Raw genomic sequence first — 5,206 nt, 5'->3', positions numbered from 1 at the left:
TGCTGTCGCGAGGGTGTCCAGGTTGTTCGTCACAAAACGATCATGGATGCCCTCGTTTGCGTCTCCGCAGGCACCCCTTGGAATTGATCATCTAGGCGAGCGGAAGCAGTTCGGAAACGGGAGCGGAAGCGGTTCGGAAGCGGGAGCGGAAGCAGTTCGGAAACGGGAGCGGAAGCAGTTCGGAAACGGGAGCGGAAGCGGTTCGGAAGCGGGAGCGGGCGCGGAAGCGGTTCGGAAACGGGAGCGGAAGCGGTTCGGAAGCGGGAGCGGAGACAACGTGCAGGTGCTGTCCTACGGTTCCTGGCCCTCGCCCATCGACGCGAGCCTCGTGGCCGCTCACGACGGGCGCCCCGAGTGCGTCGGCTTCGTCGGCGACGAGGTGTGGTGGACCGCGCCCCGGCCCACCGAGAACGGCCGCCGCACCCTCGTACGGCGACGTGTGGACGGCACGCAGGAGTCGGTGCTGCCGGCGCCGTGGAACGTCCGCAGCAGGGTCGTCGAGTACGGCGGACAGCCCTGGGCCGGAGTCGTGTGTGAGGGGCAACTCCTCGTGGTGTTCGTGCACTGCGCCGACCAGCGGCTGTATGTGTACGAGCCCGGGTCGGAGTCGGAGTCGGAGTCGGAGTCCGGGAGCGAGCCGCGTCCGCTCACTCCCGTCTCCTCGGTGGGCGGCGGACTGCGCTGGGCGGAGCCGCAGTTGCTGCTCGACCGGGGCGAAGTGTGGTGCGTACTGGAGGAGTTCACCGGGGCCGGCCCCACCGACGTACGCCGGGTCCTGGCCGCCGTACCCCTGGACGGCTCGGCCGCCGGCGACCGCGCGGCCGTGCGCGAACTCACCGACGACAGCCGACGGTTCGTCACCGGAGCCCGTCTCTCACCCGACGGCCGCCGGGCCGCCTGGCTGACCTGGGACCATCCGCTGATGCCCTGGGAGGGCACGGAGGTCGTCGTCGCCGACGTCACGGAGGAGGGCGCCCTCGGCGGGGCCCGGGTGGTGGCCGGCGGGCCGGGGGAGTCGATCGCGCAGGTCGATTGGATGCGGGCGACGGGCGATCGGATGCCGGGGACGGTCGACGAGATGCGGGCGACGGACGATCGGATGCCGGGGACCGGCGACCGGAGACGGTCGCCGGAGGACGGTCGGCAGTCGCGGGGCGACCGTAGGCAGTCGCCGGCCGAGGGTATGCAGTCACCGGACAGCAGTATGCAGTCACCGGACAGCAGTATGCAGTCGACGAGAGACTGCCTACTGTATACAAGCGACCGAAGTGGCTGGTGGAACGTATACCGCGACCATCAGCCCGTCTGCCCGCGCGACGAGGAGTTCGGCGGGGCCCTGTGGAAGCTCGGGCAGCGCTGGTTCGCGCCGTTGGAGAGCGGTCTCGTCGCGGTCCTGCACGGCCGCGGGGCGAGCGCCCTCGGGATCCTCGACCCGCAGACCGGTGTACTCGTCGACGCGGCCGGACCGTGGACCGAGTGCGCGGCCACCCTCGCGGTGCACGGGGAACGCGTCGTCACCGTCGCGGCCGGTCCGCGCAGCGCCTACGAGGTCGTGGAGCTGGACGCCCGGACCGGCCGGGCCCGGGTGATCGGCGCCGCGCACGAGGACGTGGTCGACCCGGCCCACTACCCCGACCCGCGGATCCGGACGTTCGCGGGCCCCGGCGGGCGGGACGTCCACGCGCACGTGTACCCGCCCCACCACCCCGGCGTCGTCGCGCCCGGCGATGAGCTGCCGCCCTACGTCGTGTGGGCGCACGGCGGGCCCACCGACCGCGCGCCGCTGGTCCTGGACCTGGAGATCGCCTACTTCACCTCCCGGGGCATCGGTGTCGTCGAGGTCGACTACGGCGGGTCCACCGGGTACGGCAGGGAGTACCGGGAGCGGCTGCGCGGGCAGTGGGGCGTGGTCGACGTCGAGGACTGCGCGGCCGTAGCCCTGGCCCTCGCCGAGGAGGGCGCGGCCGACCGCGAACGGCTGGCGATCCGCGGCGGCAGCGCGGGCGGCTGGACGGCCGCCGCCTCGCTGACCGGCGCGGACGTCTACGCCTGCGGCACGATCCGCTACCCCGTGCTGGACCTGGTGGGCTGGGCGACGGGCGAGACCCACGACTTCGAGTCGCGCTACCTGGACAGTCTCGTCGGGCCCTTCGCCGGTGGGGGTGCCTCCCACGCCCTTGAGGCAGTGGGGGAGCCCGACCGGTACGCGGAGCGCTCGCCCGTCGAGCACGCAGACCGGATCACCGTCCCGTTCCTGCTGTTGCAGGGTCTGGACGACGTGATCTGCCCGCCCGTCCAGTGCGAACGGTTCCTGGACCGGCTGGCGGGGCGACCGGTGCCGCACGCGTATCTCGCCTTCGAGGGGGAGGGGCACGGGTTCCGGCAGGCGGCGACCACGGTGCGCGCCCTGGAGGCCGAGCTGTCGCTGTACGCTCAGGTCTTCGGGCTGCGTCCGCCCGGAATCCCCAGGTTGGAGCTTGTGCAGTGAAGGAACTCGTGCGGCCGGACAGGCTCGCCGCGGGCGCCCGGGTCGCGGTCGTCGCGCCCAGTGGGCCGGTGGCGGAGGAGCGGCTGCAGGCCGGGCTCGACCTGCTGCGCGGCTGGGACCTCGACCCGGTGGCCGCACCCCATGTGCTGGACCGGGACGACCGGCTGCCCCACCTCGCGGGTGCCGACGCAGACCGGGCCGCCGACCTCCAGCGGGCCTGGTGCGATCCGGACGTCGACGCCGTGCTGTGCGCCCGAGGCGGCTACGGCGCTCAGCGCGTCGTCGACCTGCTCGACTGGGACGCGATGCGCGCGGCCGGGCCGAAGGTGTTCGTCGGCTTCAGCGACAGCACCACCCTGCACGAGGCGTTCGCGGTCCGGCTGGGCCTGGTCACGCTGTACGGGCCGGTGGCCGCGGGCATCGACCTCATCAAGAACGTCCGGGCGCAGGAGCACCTCCGAGCCACCCTGTTCGCCCCGGAGACGGTCCGCACGCTCGCCTCCGCCGGTACGGCCATCGCTCCGGGCCGGGCGCGGGGCGTCACTCTGGGCGGCTGTCTGACCCTGCTCGCCACCGGCTACGGCACCCCGCACACCCGCGCCGGCGCCCGCGGCGGGCTGCTGATGATCGAGGACGTGGGGGAGCGGCCGTACGCCGTCGACCGGGCCCTCACCCAGCTCCTGCGCACCGGATGGCTGGACGGCGTGGCGGGCGTCGCGCTCGGCTCCTGGGACAAGTGCGGACCCTACGAGGAACTGCGCCCGGTCCTCGTCGACCGGCTCGGCGGCCTGGGCGTGCCCGTCCTCGAGGAGCTCGGATTCGGGCACTGCGAGGGCGCGCTGACCGTGCCCTTCGGCGTGGCCGCCGAACTCGACGCGGACGCCCGCACCCTCACCCTCGACGCACCCGCCCTGCGCTGACCGTCCGGCCGGGCGGGCGCGGCTCACCCGGCGGTCGCGTCTCACCGTGCGTGAGCACGGGCCAGGGCTCACCCTGGTGGTATGAGCCCGAAGACCTCGAAGACCTCCGGGACCGGTGGAAAGCACGGCGGCAGGAACCCCGCCATGACGCCCGGCCGGATCGCCGTCCTGGTGCTCGCCGTCCTCTGCCTGGTCTTCATCTTCCAGAACACCGACGACACGGAGATCCGACTGTTGATCCCCCTGGTGACCGTGCCGCTGTGGACGGCCCTGCTCGCCATGGGGATCATCGGCGCGCTGTGCGGGGCGTACTGGGCGTATTCCAGGACCCGGCGGAGGTGACCTGACCGGCGTCGTACGCTGTTTCGATGCCGCACACCGCATCCCGTTACCTCGCCGAGGGCCCCCGCGTGGGGATACGCCACTTCACCTACGAGGACGGGCCGGAGTTCACCGCGCGCGTGCGCGAGAGCGAGGATCTGCACCGCCCGTGGCTGTTCCCGCCGGCCACCGCCGACGCGTACACGGCCTACGCGGGCCGGCTGATCGAGGATCCGTCGAAGGCCGGCTTCCTCGTGTGCGCCCGGGAGGACGGAGCCGTCGCCGGGTTCGTCAACATCAACAACATCGTCGAGGGCGCCTTCCAGTGCGGCGCGCTGGGCTACGGCGCGTTCGCGCACGCGGCGGGGCGCGGGCTGATGCGCGAGGCGCTCGGCCTCGTGGTGGACCACGCCTTCGGGCCGCTGCGGCTGCACCGGCTGGAGATCAACGTGCAGCCCGGCAACGCCGCCTCGATCGCCCTCGCCCGGGCCTGCGGCTTCCGGCTGGAGGGGCTCTCCCCGAAGATGATCCACATCGACGGGGAGTGGCGGGATCACGAGCGGTGGGCGATCACCGTCGAGACGCGGGCTTGAAGTTGATCTTCATGGTGTCGAGGTCCGTGACCGTCGACCGCAGCCCGGCGAAGCCGTAACCGAGCTCCCGCAGCGTCGTCTCGGCGCGCTCCTCGGCGAGCGCGCCCGCCATCTCCGCGCCGTCCGCCGCGTCCGACACCACCACAAAGCGCATCGAGAAGTGCTTCAGCGGCGACGGCTCGTACGACAGCGTCCCCTCCTCGGTGAAGCGCATGCTGGTCAGGCCGTGGTCGGCGGCCTCGGCGAGCAGCCGGCCGCGGGCCTCCTCGGCGAGGCCGTCCCAGGTGCCCCGGACGATCACCCGATAGGTGTGCTGCTCACTCACTGTGGCTCCTTCGTGCCTGCGCTCTTTCGGCGAACGCTCGACTCTACGGCCGGGAGGGTGCGCGGCACGCGGGATTTTCCGGCGCCCGGAAGCGGCCCGGGGGTCAGTGGCCGCGCCGGTCCGCGTACTCGTACACCGCTCCGTCCGGGTGCCGGACGATCAGGTTGCGGCCCACCGGTGTCGGCACCGGGCCCGCGATGACGTCCGCGCCCAGCTCGGTGAGGGTCTTGTGCGCCTCGTCGACGTCCGAGACCGCGATCGTCGCCGCCACCTTGCGCAGCAGCTCCAGCGCGGCAGGGGGTCCGCTCATCAGCAGGAAGCAGCCGACCGCCGCGACCTGTACCCCGCCCCGCTCGAAGCGGAGCGCGGGGGTGCCCGCCAGCCGTTCGTAGAAGGAGACCGAGGCCTCCAGATCGTCGACACAGACACGCAGTGTGGCTCCCAGAATGTCCATACGCACGAGCCTAGATGAATGAGTCCAAGGGGTGTCGTTGCGGTCAGTGATCGTAGGCGGTCAGCGACCGTTTGATCGGTTGCCCGGTTTTGTCGTTGTGCCAGA

6 protein-coding genes are annotated in these 5,206 nt (G+C 72.3%); 4 read left to right on the top strand and 2 right to left on the bottom strand.

Annotated elements, in window-relative coordinates:
* Positions 1-277: 277 nt before the first annotated feature.
* The 4 genes from AB0J04_RS45220 (at position 278) to AB0J04_RS45205 (ending at position 4,322) form a co-directional block, all read left to right on the top strand.
* Positions 278-2,488, top strand: a complete 2,211-nt coding sequence (locus AB0J04_RS45220) for a prolyl oligopeptidase family serine peptidase (protein ID WP_363174562.1) — start codon at positions 278-280, stop codon at positions 2,486-2,488.
* Positions 2,485-3,408 carry an LD-carboxypeptidase gene (locus AB0J04_RS45215; RefSeq protein ID WP_363174561.1) on the top strand — a complete coding sequence of 308 codons (924 nt, stop codon included), beginning with the start codon at positions 2,485-2,487 and terminating at the stop codon, positions 3,406-3,408. Before AB0J04_RS45220 ends, AB0J04_RS45215 begins: the two co-directional genes overlap by 4 nt.
* 81 nt (positions 3,409-3,489) lie before the next feature.
* Positions 3,490-3,750 carry a LapA family protein gene (locus AB0J04_RS45210; RefSeq protein WP_363174560.1) on the top strand — a complete coding sequence of 87 codons (261 nt, stop codon included), beginning with the start codon at positions 3,490-3,492 and terminating at the stop codon, positions 3,748-3,750.
* A 26-nt stretch (positions 3,751-3,776) separates the two neighbouring features.
* Complete coding sequence (locus tag AB0J04_RS45205; RefSeq protein WP_363174559.1) at positions 3,777-4,322, top strand: GNAT family protein; 546 nt, start codon at positions 3,777-3,779, stop codon at positions 4,320-4,322.
* On the opposite strand, the gene AB0J04_RS45200 is transcribed toward AB0J04_RS45205, so the two are convergent.
* Together AB0J04_RS45200 and AB0J04_RS45195 are read right to left on the bottom strand one after the other, a co-directional pair.
* A complete protein-coding gene (locus tag AB0J04_RS45200; protein ID WP_363174558.1) occupies positions 4,300-4,647 on the bottom strand; it encodes a DUF6204 family protein in 348 nt (115 codons plus the stop codon). The two genes, AB0J04_RS45205 and AB0J04_RS45200, sit on opposite strands and share 23 nt — an antisense overlap.
* A 103-nt stretch (positions 4,648-4,750) precedes the next feature.
* Positions 4,751-5,101, bottom strand: a complete 351-nt coding sequence (locus tag AB0J04_RS45195) for a VOC family protein (RefSeq protein WP_363174557.1) — start codon at positions 5,099-5,101, stop codon at positions 4,751-4,753.
* Positions 5,102-5,206: the final 105 nt, after the last annotated feature.

Source organism: Streptomyces sp. NPDC050263 (assembly GCF_040655955.1).
Taxonomy (GTDB): Bacteria; Actinomycetota; Actinomycetes; order Streptomycetales; family Streptomycetaceae; genus Streptomyces.
Note: the sequence above shows the minus strand (reverse complement) of the source record. Positions and strands in the feature narration are given on the sequence as shown.

Bases quoted from the DNA above. Each gene is read 5' to 3' on its own strand.
- AB0J04_RS45210 (WP_363174560.1), top strand. From the start codon at position 3,490: ATGAGCCCGAAGACCTCGAAGACCTCCGGGACCGGTGGAAAGCACGGC.
- AB0J04_RS45205 (WP_363174559.1), top strand. From the start codon at position 3,777: ATGCCGCACACCGCATCCCGTTACCTCGCCGAGGGCCCCCGCGTGGGG.
- AB0J04_RS45195 (WP_363174557.1), bottom strand. From the start codon at position 5,101: ATGGACATTCTGGGAGCCACACTGCGTGTCTGTGTCGACGATCTGGAG.